Source organism: Franconibacter sp. IITDAS19, assembly GCF_023079515.1.
Lineage (GTDB): Bacteria > Pseudomonadota > Gammaproteobacteria > Enterobacterales > Enterobacteriaceae > Franconibacter > Franconibacter pulveris.
In genome coordinates, this window is sequence record NZ_JALJCP010000001.1 from 734,509 (window position 1) to 753,587 (window position 19,079).

The 19,079-nt window shown below is 55.8% G+C and carries 16 protein-coding genes; 11 read left to right on the plus strand and 5 right to left on the minus strand.

The window, feature by feature from the left end; translation table 11 throughout:
* The first annotated feature begins 15 nt into the window (after positions 1 to 15).
* The gene (gene ycaR, locus MT962_RS03605; protein WP_024556995.1) at positions 16 to 198 is read left to right on the plus strand and encodes a protein YcaR; all 183 of its coding nucleotides are present in this window, start codon (positions 16 to 18) and stop codon (positions 196 to 198) included.
* The gene (gene kdsB, locus MT962_RS03610; RefSeq protein ID WP_024556994.1) at positions 195 to 941 is read left to right on the plus strand and encodes a 3-deoxy-manno-octulosonate cytidylyltransferase; all 747 of its coding nucleotides are present in this window, start codon (positions 195 to 197) and stop codon (positions 939 to 941) included. Before ycaR ends, kdsB begins: the two co-directional genes overlap by 4 nt.
* A gap of 25 nt (positions 942 to 966) precedes the next feature.
* Here kdsB and MT962_RS03615 read toward each other — a convergent pair whose 3' ends face one another.
* Positions 967 to 1,449 (minus strand): Lrp/AsnC family transcriptional regulator, encoded by a 483-nt coding sequence (locus tag MT962_RS03615; protein ID WP_024561467.1) that lies wholly within the window; start codon positions 1,447 to 1,449, stop codon positions 967 to 969.
* 140 nt (positions 1,450 to 1,589) lie between these two features.
* Here MT962_RS03615 and MT962_RS03620 point away from each other — a divergent pair, with 140 nt between their 5' ends.
* Entirely contained in the window at positions 1,590 to 2,036 is a 447-nt protein-coding gene (locus tag MT962_RS03620; RefSeq protein WP_247364598.1) for a DUF2000 domain-containing protein, read from the plus strand.
* Between the two features lie 71 nt (positions 2,037 to 2,107).
* Positions 2,108 to 3,001: a YcbJ family phosphotransferase gene (locus MT962_RS03625; protein ID WP_024556991.1), complete on the plus strand. Its 894-nt coding sequence runs from the start codon at positions 2,108 to 2,110 to the stop codon at positions 2,999 to 3,001.
* Here MT962_RS03625 and elyC read toward each other — a convergent pair.
* Positions 2,978 to 3,757 (minus strand): envelope biogenesis factor ElyC, encoded by a 780-nt coding sequence (gene elyC, locus MT962_RS03630; protein ID WP_024556990.1) that lies wholly within the window; start codon positions 3,755 to 3,757, stop codon positions 2,978 to 2,980. The genes MT962_RS03625 and elyC overlap by 24 nt on opposite strands.
* Positions 3,758 to 3,887: 130 nt before the next feature.
* Between elyC and cmoM the strand changes: the two genes are divergently transcribed.
* The 7 genes from cmoM (at position 3,888) to MT962_RS03665 (ending at position 14,553) form a co-directional block, all read left to right on the plus strand.
* Positions 3,888 to 4,667: a tRNA uridine 5-oxyacetic acid(34) methyltransferase CmoM gene (cmoM, locus tag MT962_RS03635; RefSeq protein WP_247364601.1), complete on the plus strand. Its 780-nt coding sequence runs from the start codon at positions 3,888 to 3,890 to the stop codon at positions 4,665 to 4,667.
* Positions 4,668 to 4,670: 3 nt separating this feature from the next.
* The gene (mukF, locus tag MT962_RS03640) at positions 4,671 to 5,993 is read left to right on the plus strand and encodes a chromosome partition protein MukF (RefSeq protein WP_024556988.1); all 1,323 of its coding nucleotides are present in this window, start codon (positions 4,671 to 4,673) and stop codon (positions 5,991 to 5,993) included.
* Positions 5,974 to 6,684, plus strand: a complete 711-nt coding sequence (gene mukE / locus MT962_RS03645; RefSeq protein WP_024561464.1) for a chromosome partition protein MukE — start codon at positions 5,974 to 5,976, stop codon at positions 6,682 to 6,684. Before mukF ends, mukE begins: the two co-directional genes overlap by 20 nt.
* A complete protein-coding gene (gene mukB / locus MT962_RS03650) occupies positions 6,677 to 11,134 on the plus strand; it encodes a chromosome partition protein MukB (protein ID WP_048888413.1) in 4,458 nt (1,485 codons plus the stop codon). The genes mukE and mukB overlap by 8 nt, the downstream gene beginning before the upstream one ends.
* A gap of 166 nt (positions 11,135 to 11,300) precedes the next feature.
* Complete coding sequence (gene ldtD / locus MT962_RS03655; protein WP_048888414.1) at positions 11,301 to 13,136, plus strand: L,D-transpeptidase; 1,836 nt, start codon at positions 11,301 to 11,303, stop codon at positions 13,134 to 13,136.
* A 179-nt stretch (positions 13,137 to 13,315) separates the two neighbouring features.
* A complete protein-coding gene (locus MT962_RS03660; protein ID WP_024556984.1) occupies positions 13,316 to 13,867 on the plus strand; it encodes a YcbK family protein in 552 nt (183 codons plus the stop codon).
* 38 nt (positions 13,868 to 13,905) lie between these two features.
* The gene (locus MT962_RS03665; protein WP_247364612.1) at positions 13,906 to 14,553 is read left to right on the plus strand and encodes an MBL fold metallo-hydrolase; all 648 of its coding nucleotides are present in this window, start codon (positions 13,906 to 13,908) and stop codon (positions 14,551 to 14,553) included.
* 44 nt (positions 14,554 to 14,597) lie between these two features.
* Here MT962_RS03665 and MT962_RS03670 read toward each other — a convergent pair whose 3' ends face one another.
* From MT962_RS03670 to asnS, 3 genes are all read right to left on the minus strand, one after another.
* The gene (locus MT962_RS03670) at positions 14,598 to 15,788 is read right to left on the minus strand and encodes an amino acid aminotransferase (protein ID WP_048888415.1); all 1,191 of its coding nucleotides are present in this window, start codon (positions 15,786 to 15,788) and stop codon (positions 14,598 to 14,600) included.
* A gap of 184 nt (positions 15,789 to 15,972) precedes the next feature.
* Positions 15,973 to 17,082: a porin gene (locus tag MT962_RS03675; protein WP_281732607.1), complete on the minus strand. Its 1,110-nt coding sequence runs from the start codon at positions 17,080 to 17,082 to the stop codon at positions 15,973 to 15,975.
* Positions 17,083 to 17,599: 517 nt separating this feature from the next.
* The gene (asnS, locus tag MT962_RS03680) at positions 17,600 to 19,000 is read right to left on the minus strand and encodes an asparagine--tRNA ligase (protein WP_024556980.1); all 1,401 of its coding nucleotides are present in this window, start codon (positions 18,998 to 19,000) and stop codon (positions 17,600 to 17,602) included.
* Between the last annotated feature and the right edge of the window lie 79 nt (positions 19,001 to 19,079).

A 19,079-nucleotide genomic window follows, 5' to 3' on the forward strand; every position in this document is an offset into this window, starting at 1 on the left:
TTATCAGGAGGAACTATGGATCATCGTTTACTGGAAATCATCGCTTGCCCGGTTTGTAACGGCAAACTCTATTTTAATCAGGAAAAACAGGAGCTCATCTGTAAAGTGGACAGCCTGGCTTTTCCGCTGCGCGACGGCATTCCTGTTTTGCTGGAAAATGAAGCCCGCTCGCTGACTGCTGAAGAGACAAACCCATGAGTTTCGTCGTTATCATACCTGCCCGCTACGCCTCCACGCGTTTGCCGGGCAAGCCGCTGGTGGATATTAACGGCAAGCCGATGATTGTGCATGTGCTGGAACGCGCTCGCGAATCTGGCGCTGAACGCATTATCGTGGCCACCGATCATGAAGAGGTGGCTCGCGCAGTGCAAGCCGCTGGCGGCGAGGTGTGCATGACGCGCGTCGATCACCAGTCTGGCACCGAACGGCTGGCTGAAGTGGTGGAGAAATGCGGCTTTGCGGATGATACCGTCATTGTTAACGTACAAGGCGACGAGCCGGCGATTCCGCCAGCTATTATCCGCCAGTTGGCTGATAACCTGACCAAAAGCGCGGCCGGCATGGCGACGCTTGCCGTTCCCATCGACTCCGCAGAAGAAGCATTCAACCCGAACGCGGTGAAAGTTGTGCGCGATGCTGAAGGCTATGCGCTCTACTTCTCACGCGCCACTATTCCCTGGGATCGCGACCGCTTCGCGCAATCGCGGGAGAGTATTGGCGATACGCTGCTGCGCCACATTGGTATCTATGGTTACCGCGCCGGGTTCATTCGCCGCTATGTTACCTGGCAGCCAAGCCAGCTTGAGCGCATTGAGATGCTTGAGCAACTGCGCGTGCTCTGGTACGGCGAAAAAATTCATGTGGACGTCGCGCAGGAAGTGCCGGGCACGGGCGTCGATACACCAGAAGACCTCGAACGCGTTCGTAAAGAGATGCGATAAATAAACCGGCCACAGGGCCGGTTTTTTATCGTCGGGGCGAGGCGACCGGCAACGTTGTAAAAGGCTTAATCTCTTTTAATACGAACATGCTTTGCATCGCTTTAATACCCGGCAGACGGCGCAGCACCGACATGGCGAAATCGGAATAGGCGTCCAGGTTTTGCGCTACCACCTGCAGCAGAAAATCGGCGTCGCCGCCGATGCTGTAACAGGCCACCACATTTTCCAGCTCCAGAACCTCCTGTTCGAATTTGCGTGCCTGCGCTTCGCTGTGGCTGTCGATGCTGACGCGAACAAAGACCATTACCCCAAGGCCGATTTTGCGTCTGTCCAGCGCGGCGTGATAACCCTGAATCACTTTCTCTTCTTCAAGCTTGCGTACCTTACGCCAGCAAGGCGAAGCGGAAAGATTTACCGCCTCGGCCAGCGTCTGGTTGGTCATACGGGCGTCTTTTTGTAGTAGCGTCAGCAGCGCGATGTCAGTCGGCGTTAAATCGGGTTCGGACATATATTTCTCTTTATCGGCTTTTGCGGGATGTTTTTACCTAAATAAAGCAAAAGATAACAATTTAAGGTCAGTTTTACCCATCTTTCTGCGGCACACTGTCTCTTTACTGAACGCGATAAAACGACCTTAAGGATAACGAAATGAAATTCGATGCAAGCCTGCACAAATGCGCCATCATCGTAGAAAAAACGTTAAGCCCTGGACTTGCTATCAATGCGGCAAGCGTTATAGGCGTGAGCCTTGGCAGACGGGTGGAAAATCTTGTCGGGCCGGAAATGCAGAGCAAAGATGGCGTGGTTTATCCGGGCGTGATTTATGCCCCATTGCCCATTTTGCTGACGCAGGAGGAGCCGCTCACCACTACGCTTTCCCGCGCCTTAGCTGACCCCGATATTCTGGTTATGCCTTTCAGCACGTTAGCGCAGTCTTGCAAAACATACGAAGAGTATGGCGAGCGAATTGCCCAGGCGCGGAGCGAATCCATTGACCTTGCGGCGGTGGGCTTGCTTGGCCCCAAAAAGAAGATCAATAAGCTCACTGGCCACCTGCCGCTGTATCGTTTAAGCGCTAATCTGCCAGGTTCTTGATCTCATCAGATGACATCCGCCTAAAGGACGCCCATTATAAAAAGTACCAGTCTTTATAAGGGTAACGGAAAATGGAGCAACTGCGCGCGGAACTGAGCCATCTGCTGGGCGAGAAGCTAAGCCGCCTGGAGTGCATAACCGAGAAACCGGATACGGCGCTCTGGTCGCTGTATGACAGTCACGGCCATCCAATGCCGCTGTTGGCAAGAAGCTTCACTACGCCCGGGCTTGCAAGGCAACTGGCCTGGAAAATCTCTATGCTGGCGCGCTCCGGCACGGTGCGCATGCCGGTAGTTTATGGCGTCATGACGCATGAAGAACACCCCGGGCCGGATGTGCTGCTAATGGAAAGGCTGCGCGGCGTGCCGGTAGAAGCGCCTTCGCGCACGCCGGAACGCTGGGAGCAACTCAAAGATCAGATTGTCGAGGCGCTGCTTGCCTGGCACCGGGTCGACAGCCACGGCTGCGTGGGCAACGTCGACAGCACGCAGGAGAACATCTGGCCTTCATGGTATCGTCAGCGCGTCGAAGTGCTCTGGAGCACCCTGAATCAATATAAAAACACGGGACTGACGATGCAGGATCGCCGTATGCTTTTTCGCACCCGCGAATGTCTGGACGAGATGTTCGCCGGTTTTAGCGATAACTGCGTGCTAATACATGGTCATTTCAGCCTGCGCAGCATGCTCAAAGATGCGAGAAGCGATCAACTGCTGGCGATGGTCAGCCCGGGCGTTGTCTTGTGGGCGCCGCGCGAATATGAGTTATTTCGCCTGTTCGATACGCCGCTGGCGGAAAGTCTTTTCTGGCATTATCTGCAACGGGCGCCGGTGGCGGAATCTTTTCTCTGGCGGCGCTGGCTTTATGTGCTGTGGGACGAAGTGGCGCAGCTGCTGCAAACGGGCCGCATGAACCGCGCCGCCTTCGATACCGCCTCGAAATCACTGCTCCCCTGGGTCGCCTGACGCCCCTTTAAGCCATTGCCAGATCCTGCCAAGCGTCTCGTAACCTACCCGGTCGCTATGCATCAGCCATAGCGGCGAGGGAAGCGCCTTCTCCCAGGGATTGAGCGGCGATTCCACCGCCATCTGGTTTGCTGGCGCGGGGATCGGCTTCAGCCCCTGGTGCTGGAAAAAGCGCATCGCTCGCGGCAGATGCGAGGCGGAGGTCACCAGCAAGAAAGGCTGCTGGCCGATAGCTTTCGCCACGGCGGCCGCTTCATCTTCCGTATCCCTTGGCGTATCAAGCGTAATGATATCGCTGCGGGGAACACCGAGGCTTTCGGCAACGCGAGCGCCTGCTTCGGCAGTGCTGACCGGGTTAGTCACCGCCGGCGCGCCGGTAAACACAAGCTTCGCGCCAGGGTTGGCATGCCACAGCCGCACCCCTTCGGTTACGCGCGGCAGGCTGTTATTAATCAGGTTTGAGCTGGGCGCCCACTGCGGGTTCCAGGTATAACCGCCGCCCAGTACGACCACATAATCCACTTTTTCTTCGCCACGCCAGGTAGGGTAGGCGCTTTCAATCGGCTTAAGCAGGCCGTCCGCGACCGGTTGCAGGCTAAGCAGAAACAGCGCAAGCCAGCTTACGGTCAGCAAACCCTTAGCGGTTCTCTGCCAGCGGCTCCACCACAACAGCGCTAACGCCAGCGCCATGACCAGCAATAAGAAGGGAAGGGGCAGCATCAGGCCGCCAAGATATTTTTTCAGCATAAACAGCATGGGTGCGGTTCCTTTTTTAACCATACGGCAGGCAAACGCCCGCGATCTTACACCGAATGGGTTCATTCTCCTCACGGCTATGACAAAATAGCGCCTTTGTCGAAAACCTTTTTTGGGTGGAGTTGTACCTATGCGGGATCGCAATTTTGATGACATTGCCGAAAAATTTTCGCGCAACATATACGGTACAACAAAAGGGCAACTGCGCCAGGCAATCCTCTGGCAGGATCTTGACGCGCTGTTTGACCGCCTGCCGCAACGCCCGCTGCGCGTCCTTGATGCCGGCGGCGGAGAAGGGCAGACTGCCTGCCGCGTGGCGGCGCGGGGCCACCAGGTTGTGCTTTGCGATCTCTCCGCTGAAATGCTTGCCCGCGCGCGCCTGCATGCGCAGCAGCAAGGTGTGAGCGAGAACATGCATTTTGTACAATGCGCCGCTCAGGATGTGGCTGAACATTTAGAATGCCCGGCTGATCTGATATTGTTTCACGCTGTGCTCGAATGGGTGGCGGAGCCGAAAGTGGCGCTGGAGCGCCTGTGGCATTGTCTCGCCCCCGGCGGCGCGCTCTCTTTGATGTTCTATAACGCGCATGGCTTGCTGATGCATAACATGGTGGCGGGCAATTTCGCCTATGTGCAACAAGGGATGCCCAAAAAGAAAAAACGCTCCCTTTCACCGGATTATCCGCGTGAGCCGCAGCAGGTCTATCGCTGGCTTGAAGAGATTGGCTGGCAGATTACCGGCAAAACCGGCGTACGGGTTTTCCATGACTACCTGCGTGAAAAACATCAGCAGCGCGACGAGTACGACACGCTGCTTGAGCTTGAAACGCGTTACTGCCGACAGGAGCCCTGGGTTAGCCTGGGCCGCTATATCCACGTCACTGCGTTTAAGCCGGAGATCCAAGGATAAACTATGAGTACTTTTTCCCAGACAGTCCCCGAACTGGTTGCCTGGGCCAGGAAAAATGATTTTTCCATCCAGCTTCCGGTTGACCGACTGGCTTTTCTGCTGGCGGTGGCCACGCTTAACGGCGAACGTCTGGATGGCGAAATGAGCGAAGGGGAGCTGGTGGACGCGTTTCGTCACGTCAGCGACGCGTTTGAACAGACCACGGAAACGGTGGCCCAGCGCGCGAACAACGCCATCAACGATATGGTGCGCCAGCGCTTGCTCAACCGTTTCACCAGCGAACAGGCGGAAGGAAACGCGATTTACCGACTGACGCCGCTCGGTATCGGTATTACCGACTACTACATCCGCCAGCGCGAGTTTTCCACGCTGCGTCTTTCCATGCAGCTTTCCATTGTAGCCGGCGAGCTGAAACGCGCCGCGGATGCCGCGCAGGAAAACGGCGATGAGTTTCACTGGCATCGCAACGTTTATGCGCCGCTCAAATATTCCGTCGCGGAAATTTTCGACAGCATCGATTTAACCCAGCGCATCATGGATGAGCAGCAACAGCTGGTGAAAGACGATATCGCGCAGTTGCTTAATAAAGACTGGCGCGCGGCTATCTCCAGCTGTGAACTGCTGCTGTCCGAAACCTCCGGCACCTTGCGTGAACTGCAGGATACGCTGGAAGCGGCTGGCGATAAGCTGCAGGCTAACCTGCTGATGATTCAGGAAGCGACATTAGGCCGCGACGATTTGCATTTTATCGACCGGCTGGTTTTCGATCTGCAAAGCAAACTCGACCGCATTATTAGCTGGGGTCAGCAGGCCATCGACCTCTGGATTGGCTATGACCGCCACGTGCATAAGTTTATCCGCACCGCCATCGATATGGACAAAAACCGCGTCTTCGCCCAGCGTTTGCGTCAGTCGGTGCAGAGCTATTTCGACGCGCCGTGGGCGCTGACCCACGCCAACGCCGAGCGTCTGCTTGATATGCGCGATGAAGAGATGGCGCTGCGCGATGACGAAGTCACCGGCGAGTTGCCGCCGGATCTGGAGTTTGAAGAGTTTAACGAGATCCGCGAACAGCTGGCGGCGATGATAGAAGCGCAGCTTGAGGTCTTTAAATCCAGACAGCAACCGCTGGATCTCGGCGTAGTGATGCGCGACTATCTGGCGCAATTCCCACGCGCGCGCCATTTTGATGTGGCGCGTATCGTCGTCGACCAGGCCGTGCGGCTTGGGGTGGCGGAAGCTGACTTTACCGGGCTGCCGGCGAAATGGCAGCTCATTAATGATTACGGAGCCAAGGTACAGGCGCATGTCATTGACAAATATTGAACAAGTGATGCCGGTTAAGCTGGCGCAGGCGCTGGCGAACCCGCTGTTTCCGGCGCTCGACAGCCAGCTTCGCGCCGGGCGTCACGTTGGCCTGGAAGAGCTGGATAATCACGCTTTCTTGATGGACTTCCAGCACGAGCTGGAAGAGTTTTATGGCCGCTACAATGTAGAGCTGGTGCGCGCGCCGGAAGGTTTTTTCTATTTGCGCCCTCGCTCCACGACACTGATTCCCCGTTCGGTGCTTTCCGAACTCGACATGATGGTCGGCAAAATTCTTTGCTACCTCTATCTGAGCCCGGAGCGCCTCGCCAACGAAGGCATCTTCACCCAGCAGGAGCTCTATGACGAGCTGCTGGCGCTGGCGGATGAAAGTAAGCTGCTGAAGTTAGTAAATAACCGCTCTACCGGCTCCGATCTCGACAGGCAGAAGCTGCAGGAAAAGGTTCGCTCTTCGCTCAACCGCTTGCGCCGTCTGGGGATGGTCTGGTTTATGGGCCACGACAGCAGTAAATTCCGCATTACCGAATCGGTCTTCCGCTTTGGCGCCGATGTGCGCAGCGGCGACGATCCGCGTGAAGCGCAGCTGCGCATGATCCGCGACGGCGAAGCGATGCCGGTCGAGAGCAGTCTGCAACTCAACGACGAGAATGACGACAACCAGACGGAACGCGGAGAGGAAGAGAATGATTGAACGCGGTAAATTTCGCTCACTGACGCTTATCAACTGGAACGGCTTTTTCGCCCGTACGTTTGATCTCGATGAACTGGTGACCACGCTTTCTGGCGGCAACGGCGCAGGGAAATCCACCACGATGGCGGCATTTGTCACCGCGCTGATCCCGGACCTGACGCTGCTTCACTTCCGTAATACCACCGAAGCGGGCGCGACATCCGGCTCTCGTGATAAGGGCCTGCACGGCAAGCTTAAAGCGGGCGTCTGCTATTCGGTGCTGGACGTTATCAATTCGCGTCACCAGCGCGTGCTGGTGGGCGTTCGCCTGCAACAGGTGGCCGGGCGCGACCGGAAAGTGGATATTAAACCGTTTGCTATTCAGGGATTGCCGAGCAGCCTGCTGCCGACGCAGTTGCTGACCGAAACGCTGAATGAACGTCAGGCGCGCGTGCTCTCGCTAAACGAGCTGAAAGAGAAAATCGACGCGATGGAGGGAGTGCAGTTTAAGCAGTTCAACTCCATTACCGATTATCACTCTTTGATGTTCGACTTAGGCATCGTGGCGCGTCGCCTGCGTTCTGCTTCAGACCGCAGCAAATATTACCGCCTGATTGAAGCCTCGCTCTATGGCGGCATCTCCAGCGCCATTACCCGCTCGCTGCGCGACTACCTGCTGCCGGAAAACAGCGGCGTGCGTAAAGCCTTCCAGGATATGGAGGCGGCGCTGCGTGAGAACCGCCTGACGCTGGAAGCCATTCGCGTCACCCAGTCTGACCGCGACCTCTTCAAGCACCTGATTTCTGAAGCCACCAACTACGTGGCGGCGGACTATATGCGTCACGCCAACGAGCGCCGCATTCATCTCGACAAGGCGATTGAGTACCGCCGCGAACTTTTCACCAGTCGTAAGCAACTGGTGGCCGAGCAGTATAAGCATGTCGATATGGCGCGCGAGCTGGCGGAACACGCCGGTGCGGAAGGGGACCTTGAGACCGATTACCAGGCGGCGAGCGACCATCTGAATCTGGTGCAGACCGCGCTGCGCCAGCAGGAGAAAATCGAGCGTTACGAAGCGGATCTCGACGAACTGCAGATGCGTCTGGAAGAGCAGAACGAAGTGGTGGCGGAAGCCGCCGAGCAGCAGGAAGAGAACGAAGCCCGCGCCGAAGCCGCCGAGCTTGAGGTGGATGAACTCAAGAGCCAGCTTGCCGACTATCAGCAGGCGCTCGATGTTCAGCAGACTCGCGCTATACAGTATCAACAGGCGCTGACGGCGCTTAACCGCGCGCGCGAACTGTGCCATCTGCCTGACCTTAATGCCGACAGCGCCGCCGAATGGCTGGAGACTTTCCAGGCGAAAGAGCAGGAGGCAACGGAAAAACTGCTGACGCTTGAGCAGAAAATGAGCGTCGTGCAGGCGGCGCATAACCAGTTTGAGCAGGCGTATCAGCTGGTGACGGCTATTAACGGGCCGGTCAGCCGCGCCGATGCCTGGAGCGTGGCCCGCGAGCTGCTGCGCGACGCCAGCCAGCAGCGCCACCTTACCGAACAGGTGCAGCCGCTGCGCATGCGCCTTTCGGAACTGGAACAGCGCCTGCGCGAACAGCAGGAGGCTGAGCGTTTGCTGGCGGAGTTTTGCAAGCGTCAGGGCAGACATTATGAGTCGGACGAGCTTGAAGCGCTGCATCAGGAGCTGGAAGCGCAGATCGCCGCGCTGTCAGACAGCGTTTCGCAGGCCAGTGAACAGCGTTTGACGTTGCGTCAGGAGCTGGAGCAACTGCAGGCGCGCATCAAGAGCCTGAACAGCCGCGCGCCAGTCTGGCTGGCGGCGCAAAACAGCCTTAATCAGATTAGCGAGCAGAGCGGCGAAATTTTCGAATCGGGCCAGCAGGTCACCGAATATCTTCAGCAACTGCTGGAGCGTGAGCGTGAAGCCATCGTTGAGCGTGATGAAGTCGGCGCCCGCAAGCGTGCGGTCGATGAGGAAATTGAACGCCTGAGCCAGCCCGGCGGCGCCGATGACGCGCGTCTGAATACGCTGGCGGAACGCTTCGGCGGCGTGCTGCTTTCAGAAATTTATGACGATGTGTCGCTCGATGATGCGCCGTACTTCTCTGCGCTCTATGGTCCTTCACGCCACGCTATCGTGGTGCCGGACCTTTCTCTGGTGCGAGAGCAGCTCGACGGACTGGCGGACTGCCCGGAAGATCTCTACCTGATCGAAGGGGATCCGCAGTCTTTTGACGATAGCGTATTCAGCGTTGAAGAGCTGGAAAAAGCCGTCGTCGTGAAAGTGGCGGATCGCCAGTGGCGTTACTCTCGTTTCCCGCAGCTGCCGCTCTTTGGCCGCGCCGCGCGTGAGAGCCGTATTGAAAGCCTGCATGCCGAACGCGAGTCGCTGGCCGAACGCTACGCCACGCTCTCTTTTGACGTGCAGAAAACCCAGCGCCTGCATCAGGCCTTCAGCCGCTTTGTCGGGCAGCATCTGGCGGTCGCCTTCGAGGCGGACCCGGAAGCGGAAGTCCGCGCGCTTAACACGCGACGTAATGAAATCGAACGCGCCATCAGCCAGCATGAAAATGACAATCAGCAACAGCGCGCGCAGTTCGAGCAAGCGAAAGAGGGCGTGGCCCAGCTTAACCGCCTGCTGCCGCGTCTGAACCTGCTGGGCGACGAGACGCTGGCGGACCGCGTGGACGAAATTCATGAGCGTCTGGACGAAGCGCAGGAAGCGGCCCGCTTTATTCAGCAGCATGGCAATCAGCTGGCGAAGCTTGAGCCGCTGCTTTCCGTGCTGCAAAGCGACCCGGAGCAGTTTGAACAGCTTAAAGAGGATTATGAATACGCGCGCCAGGTGCAGCGTGACGCCCGCCAGCAGGCGTTTGCCCTGAGCGAAGTGGTGCAGCGACGCGCGCATTTCAGCTACAGCGATTCGGCGGAGATGCTAAGCGGCAACAGCGATCTTAACGAGAAGCTGCGCCAGCGGCTGGAACAGGCGGAGGCGGAGCGCGCCCGTGCGCGCGACGCGCTGCGTACCCACGCCGCCCAGCTCAGCCAGTATCATCAGGTATTGGCATCGCTCAAAAGCTCCTTCGACACCAAAAAAGAGCTGCTGGGCGACTTGCACAAAGAGCTGCAGGATATCGGCGTACGCGCCGATCCCGGCGCGGAAGAGCGAGCGCGCCTGCGTCGCGACGAACTGCATATGCAGCTCAGCAATAACCGTTCGCGCCGCAATCAGCTGGAAAAACAGCTGACGCTATGTGAAGCGGAAATGGATAACCTGACCCGCAAACTCAAACGTCTGGAGCGCGACTACCTTGAAATGCGCGAACAGGTGGTAAGCGCTAAAGCGGGCTGGTGCGCAGTGATGCGTCTGGTGAAAGATAACGGCGTTGAACGCCGTCTGCATCGCCGGGAGCTGGCTTATCTTTCCGGCGATGAGCTGCGTTCCATGTCGGATAAAGCGCTTGGCGCGCTGCGTCTGGCGGTGGCGGATAACGAGCATTTGCGCGACGTGTTGCGCATGTCCGAAGACCCGAAACGTCCGGAGCGTAAAATCCAGTTCTTCGTGGCCGTTTACCAGCATCTGCGCGAGCGTATCCGCCAGGATATTATTCGCACCGACGACCCGGTGGAAGCTATCGAACAGATGGAGATTGAGCTGAGCCGCCTGACCGAAGAGCTGACTTCGCGCGAGCAGAAACTGGCGATCAGCTCCCGCAGCGCGGCGAACATTATTCGTAAAACCATTCAGCGTGAACAGAACCGTATCCGCATGCTGAACCAGGGGCTGCAGAGCGTCTCCTTCGGACAGGTAAACAGCGTAAGGCTGAACGTGAACGTGCGTGAGACGCATGCTACGCTGCTGGATGTGCTTTCCGAGCAGCACGAGCAGCATCAGGACCTGTTCAACAGCAGCCGCCTGACCTTCTCCGAAGCGCTGGCGAAGCTTTATCAACGCCTGAATCCGCAAATCGATATGGGGCAGCGCACGGCGCAAACCATCGGCGAGGAACTGCTCGATTACCGTAACTATCTTGAGATGGAAGTCGAAGTTAACCGTGGTTCCGACGGTTGGCTGCGTGCGGAGAGCGGGGCGCTTTCCACCGGCGAGGCTATCGGTACCGGTATGTCGATTCTGGTGATGGTGGTGCAGAGCTGGGAAGATGAAGCGCGCCGCCTGCGCGGCAAAGATATCTCGCCTTGCCGGTTGCTTTTCCTGGATGAAGCGGCGCGTCTCGATGCCCGTTCTATCGCCACGCTGTTTGAACTGTGCGAGCGTCTGGAAATGCAGCTTATTATCGCGGCGCCAGAGAACATCAGCCCGGAAAAAGGGACCACCTATAAACTGGTGCGTAAAGTGTTCCAGAATCACGAACATGTTCATGTGGTGGGTCTGCGTGGTTTTGCCTTACAGCAAAACGAACCTGGCGAAGCGCTGGCTGGAACAGCCGATGTTTCCTGATAAGTCATAATCGGAAAAGCGGGCTACGGCCCGCTTTTTTTGTAGCGTAAAATCTTTAATTATCTTTACATTTGGTCAGGCAAATGGTTTTTTCTCTTTATATACTGAAAATAAGTTTGCGGGCTGGCTCGCAAACCCAATGATGTGATTAAACAGGGGGCAAGGGATGGTGCTTAACAATATGCAACGGTTACGATGGTCGACGCTTAGCTTGTGCGTGGCCCTCGGTTTCGCTCCGCTGTTTAGTGTTCAGGCCGACGAGCCTGAAGTCGTGCCGAGTGACAGTACGGCGACCACGGGCGTACAGCCGACAGCGCTTGCGCAACCGCTCGCCCAGGCTGCCTCAACGGCAATGATGGCTGGCATTCAACCTCTCAATGAGGGCATGTCCGCTGCGCAAAGCCGTTCACAAATCGAATCGCAATTGCCGGCGGGGTATAAGCCGGTTTATTTGAACGCGCTCTCCGCGCTCTATGCCGCGCGTGAAATGAAACCCATGTGGGAAAATCGCGATGCGGTACAGGCTTTTCAGCAACAGCTGGCGGAAGTGGCCATCGCGGGATTCCAGCCGCAATTCACTGCCTGGATTGAGCAACTTACCGATCCCTCCGTCACGGGTATGGCGCGCGATATTGTGCTGTCAGACGCCATGATGGGGTATTTACAGTTCGTCGCAGGCATTCCTACCCAGGGTAACCGCTGGCTGTACAGCAGCAAACCTTATAAGGCGGAAACGCCGCCGCTTTCCGTTATTAACCAGTGGCAAACGGCGCTGGATAATGGCTCGTTGCAAGCTTTTGTCGCCTCGCTTGCTCCGCAGCATCCGCAATATGCCGCTATGCATGAATCCCTGCTGCGTCTGGTAGCGGACAACCGCCCATGGCCGCAACTGGTAAGCAAAGCTAAACTAAGCCCGGGCCAGTGGAGCAATGATATCGGCGCGCTGCGTGAAATTCTCCAGCGTAACGGCATGCTTGATGGCGGGCCGGAAATCGTGCTGCCAGGGGACGCCAGCGCCGATAACGCGGTAGTTAGCCCTTCCGCCGTTAGCGAAACGCCGCGCGGTGCGAAGTCGAAAGCGGCGCAAACCCGCGGCATTTACGATAGTGAACTTGTGGCGGCGGTAAAACGGTTCCAGAAGTGGCAGGGACTGGGCGCTGACGGCGTGATTGGTCAGTCTACCCGCGACTGGCTCAACGTCAGCCCCGCGCAGCGCGCCGGGTTGCTGGCGCTTAACATCCAACGCCTGCGTTTGCTGCCTGGCAAACTCAACACCGGCATCATGGTCAATATTCCAGAATTCTCGCTGGTTTATTACCAGAACGGCACTGAGGTGCTGGCTTCAAAAGTGATCGTCGGCAGGCCGGACCGGAAAACGCCATTAATGAGCAGCGCGCTTAACAACGTGGTGGTCAACCCGCCATGGAACGTGCCGCCAACGCTTGCCCGCAAGGATATCCTGCCGAAGGTGTGGAATGACCCGGGCTATCTGGCGCGTCATAATTACACGGTGCTGCGAGGCTGGAGCAGTAATGCTGAGGTGATAGACCCCTATATGGTCGACTGGGGCACCATTACGCCGGGCAACCTGCCTTTCCGCTTCCAGCAGGCGCCGGGCGATCACAACTCGCTGGGGCGCTATAAGTTCAATATGCCCAGTTCCGATGCGATTTACCTGCACGATACGCCGAACCATAATCTCTTCCAGAAGGATGTGCGGGCGCTGAGCTCCGGCTGCGTGCGCGTTAATAAGGCATCTGAGTTAGCTAACATGCTCTTGCAGGATGCGGGCTGGAACGACACGCGGATTTCCACGGCGCTGAAGGAGGGCAATACGCGCTACGTCAATATCCGGCAATCTATCCCGGTCAACCTCTATTATCTGACCGCCTTTGTTGGTGAAGATGGCCGTACCCAGTATCGTACAGATATTTACAATTATGATCAGACCGCGCGATCGGGCGCACAAATCTTGTCAAAAGCTGAAAAATTGATCCGCTAACTTCAGCGACGTCAAAAAGTTAAGCGTCAGAATAACGAGAAAAAAACGGGCCTGCATCGCTGCAAGGCCCGTTTTTACTGGGTTTCGCCTGTCTTGACGAGTTCTTCTACGACAGTTATGGTGCGCTCTCTTGCGCCAGAAGTGCATTAAACGATCACCCAGACTTGTAGACCTTTATCATGGATAATATTGACGCTAATCGCCGCAAATTGCTGGCGTTAGGTGGCGCTGCGCTGGGCGCGGCCGCTATCCTGCCGACGCCCGCTTTTGCAACCCTCTCGACGCCACGTCCGCGTATTTTAACGCTGAATAATCTCCACACCGGGGAGTCGATCAAGGCCGAGTTTTTCGATGGCCGGGGCTATATTCAGGATGAATTAGCAAAGCTTAATCATTTCTTCCGTGATTTCCGCGCGAATAAAGTAAAAGCCATTGACCCCGCTCTGTTTGACCAGCTTTATCGCCTGCAGGGATTGCTTGGCACTCGTCGACCGGTACAGCTAATTTCCGGTTATCGCTCACGTGATACCAACAATGAATTGCGCGCCCACAGCCGCGGTGTGGCAAAAAACAGTTACCACACGAAAGGCCAGGCGATGGACTTCCATATTGAAGGCATTTCGCTCAGCAATATTCGCAAAGCCGCGTTATCTCTGCGCTCAGGTGGTGTAGGATATTACCCCAGCAGTAACTTTGTGCATATTGATACCGGGCCGGTAAGGCACTGGTAAATAAAACGGTTCCGGCGCGAGCCGGGTAAAGGAGCGGTATGAACCATCATATTATTCCGGTAACGGCGTTCGCGCAGAACTGCTCGTTAATCTGGTGTGAGGAAACAGGCGAGGCGGCGCTGGTAGACCCAGGCGGCGACGCGGCGCGCATTAAGGTGGAGGTGGCTTCCTGTAACGTCACCGTCAAGCAAATCCTGTTAACTCACGGCCATCTCGACCATGTCGGCGCGGCGGCGGAGCTCGCTTCGCATTACGGCGTACCGATTATCGGCCCGGAAAAAGAAGATGAGTTCTGGCTGCAAGGCTTGCCGCAGCAAAGCCGCATGTTCGGTCTGGATGAGTGCCAGCCGTTGACGCCGGACCGCTGGCTTAGCGAAAAGGATACGGTTAATGTTGGCAACATCACGTTACAGGTGCTGCATTGCCCGGGCCACACGCCTGGCCATATTGTCTTTTTCGACGAGAAATCGCGTCTGCTGGTTTCCGGTGATGTGATTTTCAAAGGCGGAGTAGGCCGCAGCGATTTTCCGCGCGGCGACCACGGTCAGTTGATTGACGCTATCAAGCGTAAACTGTTGCCGCTGGGCGATGATGTCACCTTTATTCCCGGACATGGCCCAGTGTCCACACTCGGCTACGAGCGTCTGCACAATCCGTTTTTGCAGGATGAACAGCCCGTCTGGTAATACAAAAAAGGCCGCGTAATGCGGCCTTTTTTATGCGTGCTCTCTTACAGCACAGCGACAATCGCTTCGCATAGCGGCGCCATGTTATCCGGCGTCATCCCTGCTACGTTTACACGACCCGACGCCACAGCGTAAACGCCAAACTCTTCGCGCAGACGCAGCACCTGCTCTTTGGTCAGGCCGCTGAACGAGAACATGCCGTTCTGTTTGGTGATGAAGCTGAAATCGCGGTCGGCGCCTTTCTCGGCCAGCGTGTTAACGAACAGCTGACGCATACGGTGAATGCGCTGACGCATGTCGGTCAGTTCCTGCTCCCAGATAGCGCGCAGCGCGTCGTTGCTGAGGATAGTTGCGACTACCGCCGCGCCGTGTGCTGGCGGGTTGGAATAGTTAGCGCGAATACAAGATTTCATCTGGCTGAATGCGCGGTCGGCGGTTTCCGCATCTGCCGTAACCAGCGTGCAGGCGCCTACGCGCTCGTTGTACAGGCCAAAGTTTTTCGAGAAGGAGCTCGCCACGATAAGTTCTTTGTGCAGCGCTGCAAACGCGCGCAGGCCTTCCGCATCTTCTTCCAGACCGCGGGCAAAGCCCTGATAAGCGAAGTCGAACAGCGGCAGCCAGCCTTTCTCAACAGAAAGCTTCGCCAGCTGTTCCCACTGATCCAGCGTCGGGTCGATACCTGTCGGGTTATGACAGCAGCCGTGGAACAGCACAACATCGCCCGCCTGTGCTTCCTGCAGGCTGTTGATCAGCCCTTCGAAGTCCAGCGCGTGGTTCTGCGCATCGTAGTAAGCGTATTCACGCACTTCCAGGCCGGCGGAATTAAATACGCCTTTATGGTTCGGCCAGCTCGGGTTGCTTACCCATACGCGTTTTACGCTGGTGTTTTTAGCAAGAAAATCCGCTGCTACGCGAAGCGCGCCGGTGCCGCCTGGCGTTTGCGCCGTACGAGCGCGTTTATCATTGATAATGGCGCTGCCTTTGCCGAACAGCAACTCCTGGGTGCAGCGGCCGAATTCAGGAATACCGTCGATGCCGAGATAGTTTTTCGTGGTTTCGTTTTCCAGCAGATACTGCTCTGCTTTCTTAACGCTGGTCAGCACCGGCGTCTTGCCGGTTTCATCTTTATAAACGCCGATCCCTAAGTTGATTTTGCTGGGACGATCGTCGGCACGAAACAGGTCGGCCAGGCCCAGAATAGGGTCGGCAGGGGCGGCGGTAATATTCTCAAACATGACGGATTCCATTGTGATGTCAGAAGGGAAATTCGCTATCAGGTTAACGGGAGATTTACAAAATGCCAACCGTTTGCCCTGAAAAGTTAGCGGGATCGCAAAAGATAAACGTTTTTGCTTTCGCCCATAAAAAAACAGGGCCGAAGCCCTGTTTTTTCACTCTCAGACAACAAGGTTGTGCTGATTAGAACTGGTAAACTGCTGCCAGGCCCAGTTGGTCGTCAGAACCAACCCAGCCGCCGCCGGTGCGAGCAGCCTCATCTTCATCAAGCAGGTTGATACGGTAGTCAGCAGAAACGTTGAAGTTTTTGTTGAAGTAGTAAGTCGCACCCACTTCTACGTATTTAGCCAGGTCAGCATCGCCGCCAGCAACGCCAGTCAGGTCTTTGCCTTTAGACTGAACATAGGACAGAGACGGACGCAGACCGAAGTCAAACTGATACTGTGCCATAACTTCGAAGTTCTGAGTTTTGTTCGCTACATCGTAAATGGTATCGCTGCTGTCAGACAGGATGCTCATGTTACGCGTTTCAGCGTATACAGCCGCCAGGTACAGGTTGTTAGCGTCGTATTTAGTACCAACTGCCCAGGATTCAGCGTTGTCGCCTTTGCCATCACCTTTCTGATCAATGGTACGGTTAGATTTGCTGTAAGCACCGATTACGCTGAAGCCTTCGCCGAAGTCGTAGCCCAGAGAGTAACCAACGCCGTCACCGTTGGCGCGACGCAGATCGGAGCGCTCGTTTTTGCCCTGGTACTGTACGCCGAAGGACAGGCCGTCAACCAGACCGAAGAAGTTGCTGTTGCGGTAGGTCAGCAGGCCAGTAGAACGACTGGTCATGAAGTTATCAACGTAACCGCCGCCCCAGGTTTCGCCAGACCAGGTCGGCGCCATATCAGTATAGGATTCTACATCGTAAACGATGCCGTAGTTACGGCCGTAATCGATGGAACCTGCATCCGCAATTTTCAGACCAGCAAAGGCCAGACGAGTACGGTTAGCGTTATTCTGACCCTGCTCAGCTTCTGCAGCGCTGGCATAGGTACGGTATTCCCACTGGCCGAAACCGGTCAGCTGATCGTTAATCTGAGTTTCGCCTTTAAAACCCAACTGGGCATAGGTGGCGTCAGCGTTATTGGTATTGTCGCCAGAAGTAACGAAATCGTGTTCAGCGTTTACTTTGCCGTACAGATCCAGTTTGTTGCCATTTTTGTTGTAGATTTCTGCAGCGTTAGCTGCACCGGCTACCAGCAGGGCAGGGATTACCACTGCCAGAATATTGCGCTTCATCATTATTTATTACCCTCATTGGTTTTATGAACACCTGCCACTGCCGTCAATAATTCTGTACGGAACTATTGATGAGAGTTTGGTGTCTTTCTGTGTCTGAAGGCATCTTTCCATTCATATTCACGTTTCGCTAGCCTGAAAGTGCTACAAATATCTAAAATCAGTAACAAAAAGAAATATTGTGTAAGAATTTATGTATTTTTGGGAACTTTGTGAACCACCTCAAATTTCATTCTTTAGGTGAATGGTTTTTGCGCATTCATTATCTATATATATGAATTGCTTATAGTTAATAAAGCAAAAGCCTTTGCTTATGCAAGAATGATACTCATCTCACCTTTTCTTATCTCCGGTCTTTAGATGGCTGGATGGCTGTGTAAAAGATGAGCAAATATGCTATAGCGTGCGGTTTTTTAAAGTCGCAACATCTGTGTGGATTTAATTGTGTTGAAAAGTATTTCTGTGTGAAGCGAGTGGATGCAGGAATGAAAAGGGCCAGCGAGCTGGCCCTTAGAAAAAATCAGAAGTTAGCGTTACGCGGGGTGCGCGGGAAGGGGATAACGTCACGCACGTTCTGTACGCCGGTGACGTAAGCGATTAAGCGCTCAAAGCCAAGGCCGAAACCGGAGTGGGGTACGGTGCCGTAACGGCGCAGATCGCGATACCACCAGTAATCTTCTTTATTAAGGCCCATCTCTTCCATGCGGGCGTCGAGCACATCCAGACGCTCTTCACGCTGGGAGCCGCCGATGATTTCACCGATGCCTGGCGCAAGCACGTCCATCGCCGCCACGGTTTTGCCATCTTCATTAAGCCGCATGTAGAAAGCCTTAATATCTTTCGGGTAGTTTTTCACTACCACTGGCGCTTTGAAGTGTTTCTCGGCCAGATAACGTTCATGCTCGGAAGCCAGATCCACGCCCCAGTAAACCGGGTTTTCGAACTTCTCGCCGCATTTCTCAAGAATGGCCACCGCGTCGGTGTAATCTACCTGGGCGAAATCGGCGGAAATGAAGCGCTGCAGGCGTTCAACGGCATCTTTATCCACGCGCTCGGCGAAGAATTTCATGTCGTCCATGCGCTCGTCCAGCACAGCTTTGAACACATACTTCAGCATCGCTTCGGCGAGGCTTGCCACATCGTTCAGATCGGCAAACGCCACTTCCGGCTCCAGCATCCAGAACTCCGCAAGGTGACGGCTGGTGTTCGAGTTTTCCGCACGGAAAGTCGGCCCGAAGGTATAGATTTTGGACAGCGCGCAGGCGTAAGTTTCGCCATTGAGCTGGCCGGAAACGGTGAGGAACGCTTCTTTACCGAAGAAATCTTTATCGAAATCGACTTTGCCTTCGCCAGTACGCGGCAGGTTCTCCAGATCCAGCGTTGAAACGCGGAACATCTCACCGGCGCCTTCTGTATCGGAGGCGGTAATCAGCGGCGTTGAAACCCAGAAGAAACCCTGCTCGTGGAAGAAACGGTGCAGCGCCTGCGCCAGCGTGTGACGCACGCGGGCAACCGCGCCAATCATATTGGTGCGCGGGCGCAGATGCGCCACTTCACGCAGATATTCGATGCTGTGGCGTTTTGCCGCCATCGGATAGGTATCCGGGTCATCGACCCAGCCGGTGACTTCAACGCGCGTCGCCTGCAGCTCAAAGCTCTGGCCCTGGCCTGGAGATTCCACCACCACGCCGGTCACAATCACGGAGCAGCCGGTGGTCAGGCGCAGCACTTCATCATTGTAATTGGGCAGAGAATGATTAATGACAGCCTGTACGGGATCAAAGCAGGAACCGTCATAGACGGCGAGGAAGGAGAGGCCAGCTTTTGAATCTCTACGGGTACGCACCCACCCGCGCACGGTGACTTCTTGGTCAACGGCTACGCGGCCCTGGAGTACGTCGGCTACAGGCACAACGCTCATAATTTTCTCTCTGGTTAATGGTCAAACATAAAATCCTTTAGCCCCAACGAGGGGGGTTATCTATGTTACCTGGCGCGCG